Annotated in this window: 5 protein-coding genes and 1 pseudogene; all 6 read left to right on the forward strand. The window is 57.0% G+C overall.

Translation table 11 applies throughout. The annotated features are described in order from the left end of the window. Positions 1 to 101 precede the first annotated feature (101 nt). The gene (locus ACRESD_RS14575) at positions 102 to 650 is read left to right on the forward strand and encodes a methylated-DNA--[protein]-cysteine S-methyltransferase (RefSeq protein WP_431751555.1); all 549 of its coding nucleotides are present in this window, start codon (positions 102 to 104) and stop codon (positions 648 to 650) included. An 11-nt stretch (positions 651 to 661) separates the two neighbouring features. Then, entirely contained in the window at positions 662 to 1,297 is a 636-nt protein-coding gene (locus ACRESD_RS14580; RefSeq protein ID WP_431751559.1) for a DNA-3-methyladenine glycosylase family protein, read from the forward strand. Between the two features lie 83 nt (positions 1,298 to 1,380). After that, on the forward strand, positions 1,381 to 2,445 hold the full coding sequence (gene ada / locus ACRESD_RS14585; protein WP_431751556.1) for a bifunctional DNA-binding transcriptional regulator/O6-methylguanine-DNA methyltransferase Ada: 1,065 nt from the start codon (positions 1,381 to 1,383) through the stop codon (positions 2,443 to 2,445). Between the two features lie 15 nt (positions 2,446 to 2,460). Continuing rightward, positions 2,461 to 3,165, forward strand: a complete 705-nt coding sequence (locus tag ACRESD_RS14590; protein WP_431751557.1) for a 2OG-Fe(II) oxygenase — start codon at positions 2,461 to 2,463, stop codon at positions 3,163 to 3,165. 14 nt (positions 3,166 to 3,179) lie between these two features. Continuing rightward, positions 3,180 to 3,485 carry an Ada metal-binding domain-containing protein gene (locus tag ACRESD_RS14595; RefSeq protein ID WP_431751558.1) on the forward strand — a complete coding sequence of 102 codons (306 nt, stop codon included), beginning with the start codon at positions 3,180 to 3,182 and terminating at the stop codon, positions 3,483 to 3,485. Continuing rightward, positions 3,482 to 3,791, forward strand: a pseudogene (locus tag ACRESD_RS14600) (2OG-Fe(II) oxygenase); the annotation flags it as partial. The gene ACRESD_RS14595 and the pseudogene ACRESD_RS14600, both read left to right, overlap by 4 nt.

The following is a 3,791-nucleotide window of genomic DNA, read 5'->3' on the forward strand; positions in this document are numbered from 1 at the left end:
CATCTAGATAGCGGCGAAACCTTTCTTTTCGGCGACGTGGGTGTGACACGTTTGAAGTAAGCAACCCAATGCCATCAAGCCGATTAAATAAGGAATGCATCATGGACATGTTCCTGAGCCATTTGGATTCGCCATTGGGAGCAATGCTGCTCGTCACCGATGCAAATGACGCCGTCCGCGCACTCGATTTCGCCGACCACAGAACAAGATTGCAGCGCGTTTTACGCCAGCACTATGGCGAGGTGGAGCTGACTGAGAATCAAGCGCCAACTGAGATCGCTGACGCACTTTCTCGCTACTTCAACGGTGAATGGGAGGCGCTGAACTCGCTACGCACTGAGACTGCCGGTTCGGAACTGCAACGCCGCGTCTGGACAGCTCTTCGTCGAATCCCTGTGGGCCAGACTACGACCTATGGAAAGATTGCCAGGGCATTAGGATTTGATGATCCGCGTGCTGCCATCGATGTAGGCGCAGCAAATGGCTCCAATCCGATTGCCATCATCGTGCCGTGTCATCGGGTCATCGCCAGCAATGGAGACCTTAAGGGGTATACCTGGGGTCTGCATCGTAAGCGTTGGCTGCTGGGCCATGAAAAAGGTATTGCGATCAAAGAAGAACCGCAGACCGCCATGCTGCCAGGGTTTTGATTTTGAGCCAGATCATTGCGAACGATTTGTCACTGCGTGCATTCCAGGCAGCCTCTTTGTTTTTGTCCGAACTGGACGAGGATTGGGCCCGCCATATCGCCGTAATCGGCCCCTGCCGGCATGAGGCCAAGCCGGCGCGCGAGCCTTACGAAGCCTTGATAAGGGCCATCGCCTATCAGCAACTGCACGCCAAGGCGGGGGATGCGATTTTGGGGCGTTTGTTGTCGCTCTATCCGTGCGCGTCTTTTCCAGCGCCCGAACAATTACTGGCTAGCGATCCAGAAGATCAGCGCGCTTGTGGCTTTTCGGCTTCGAAGCTGGCGACCATCCGAGGCATTGCTCAAGCTGCTATTGATGGCGTTGTACCTAACCTCATAGAGGCCCGACATCTGTCTGACTCGGCGCTTGTCGAGCGCCTGACTTCCTTGCGTGGCGTAGGACGGTGGACGGTTGAAATGTTCTTGATCTATTCGCTGGAGCGTTCCGACATTCTGCCGGTGGACGACTTCGGTGTGCGGGAAGGTTACGGACGCCTGAAGCGTCTGGAAAGAGCACCTACGCCACGTCAGATGCGTGAGATTGGTGAAGCATGGAGCCCTTTTCGGACAGTGGCCGCTTGGTATCTGTGGCGTCTGCCCAGTCGATAAACATTGGTCGCAAGAATCGGAGTTCTTGCGACTGAACTCTCTCATATGCTGACCCTAAGATTGTTGATGACGGGATTTTTGCCATGAATACGAACATTGCGTATGCGACCGAAGACGAACGTTGGAGTGCCGTGCAGGCACGTGATGTCGCCGCCGACGGTCATTTCGTCTACGCCGTGCGCACAACGGGCGTTTACTGTGTGCCGAGTTCGACGACACGACTCCCCAAACGCGAGAATGTAGAATTCTTCGATTCGGCCAAAGCTGCTGAGGCGGCGGGCTACCGAAGCAGCCGTCGCGCCCGTGGAGACCAGACGAGCGCTGCCGCAGTTCGAGCCGAGTTGGTAGAGCGCGCTTGCCGGTTGATTGAGGCATCGGAAACACCGCCCTCATTGGACGGTCTGGCAATTGACGTGGGCATGAGCCCGTTCCACTTCCATCGCCTGTTCAAAGCCGAAACCGGATTGACGCCCAAGGCATACAGCTCGGCTTACCGAGCTCGTAAGCTACGTGAGGAGTTGAGTTGTCCAGATGCATCCATCACTGATGCTATCTATGGAGCGGGCTTCAACTCCAACAGCAGGTTCTACGAAGCCTCCGATCAGCTACTGGGCATGCGTGCGCGCGATTATCGGGCGGGTGGTGTTGGCGCGGTCATCCGTTTCGCGGTGGGACAATGCTCGCTGGGTGCCATTCTGGCGGCCCAGAGCCAGCGCGGTATCTGCGCCATCTTGTTGGGTGACGACCCCGACCAATTGGTGCGTGACCTGCAAGATCAATTCCCCAAAGCTGAGATCATTGGCTGCGACGGTGAGTTCGAGCAATTGATCGCCCAAGTAGTTGGCTTCATCGAAACGCCTTCGCTCGGGCTACACCTGCCGTTGGATGTACAGGGTACAGCCTTCCAGGAGCGCGTCTGGCGAGCGCTGCGTGAGATTCCGCCAGGTACGACCGTCAGCTACACGGAGATTGCCGAGCGCATCGGCTCGCCCAAAGCCGTACGCGCCGTGGCTCAAGCCTGCGCGACAAACCACATCGCCGTTGCCATTCCTTGCCACCGCGTCGTGCGTCGTAATGGTGATTTGGCGGGCTACCGATGGGGAGTACATCGCAAGCGTGAGCTACTGCATCGCGAAGCATTGGTTTGATGGAGAGGTGCCCCCATGTCTGAATTTAATACAAAACTTGATCACCTCAACTGGAAGGACATCAGTTTGCAACTTGATGTCGAAGGCTATGCCGTGTTGCCCGGTTTGTTGGGCGCAGAAGTGGCGGGCAATTTGGCGAAGCAAGCCACTGCGTTGGATATCGGTCGAGTGACTTTGGAATCTAGCGATCTGGGGCGCGGTGAGTTGCTGTACTTCGGCACAGACTTGCCGGTACCGCTGGACACGTGGCGCCCGGTTCTGTACCGCCGCTTGGTCGTCATCGCCAACCGCTGGAACGAAACCTTGGGCCTCGATTATCGCTACCCCGCGGAGCTGGATGACTTCTTGCGGCACAACCCAAAAGCCGGTCAAACACGGGGGCAGTCCCATCTGAACAGGCTTGGCGTGGACAACCATGTGTCATTGCATCAGCGCAATGACGGCGAGCATTGTTTTCCCCTTCAGATCGTGGCACTGCTGTCAGAACCTGGTTCGGACTTCGAAGGCGGCGAATTCGTCATGACGGAACAACGTCCGCGCATGCAGTCGCGCCCAATGGTGGTACCACTCAAGTTCGGCGACGTAGCTATCATCACCACAGCTGAACGTCCATTCAAGGGCACCAAAGGCTATTACCGCGTCAACCTCAAGCACGCCATCAGCCGGGTGCGCATGGGTGAACGTATTGGTTTGGAATTGTCATTCCACGATGCATGTTGATACAGGTGGGGCGGATGGTGGCATCGAGTAAGACGTTCACTCTTGTTGGGCCCGATGGTAAGACTTACTTCAGTCTGCTGCCTGGCACCTTCGGAGGGCACCGTGGCGGCAAGCGGTACGGGCGCCTTGATTGCCGCGCCGCGTGGCAGGCGATTGCTCGCGGTGGTTATGTGAAACATCGCGTTTTCTTTGCCGACGAAAGCACCGCAATTGCCGCGGGCTTCAGGCCGTGCGCCGTTTGCATGCCTCAGGAATACGCAATTTGGAAGAAGACCCAGCCCGCTCGGCCGAGTGGTGCCCGAAAAGAGATACGCTCATGAGCGCGTTACTATCCATGTCCGCAGGCGCAGTAAACCTCACGTCGCACGACCTCCCCGAAACCCGGATTGCCGCAACGAATTGGGGTGCCGTCGAAGACTGCTTGGGGCTCGATGGCTTTGCCGTGTTGCCTTCGCTACTAACATCTTCCCAATGTGAAGAGCTCGCGGGCTACTTCTTTGAAGAGACCCGCTTTCGCAGTCGCATCGTGATGGAGCGTTACGCATTTGGCCGGGGTGAATACAAGTATTTCAGCTATCCGTTGCCCGATGCAGTCGGGCGCCTACGCCAGTCGATCTATCCTCACC

The sequence above is a fragment of the Pseudomonas sp. genome (genome assembly GCF_050739995.1).
In the GTDB taxonomy this organism is placed as follows: Bacteria; Pseudomonadota; Gammaproteobacteria; order Pseudomonadales; family Pseudomonadaceae; genus Aquipseudomonas.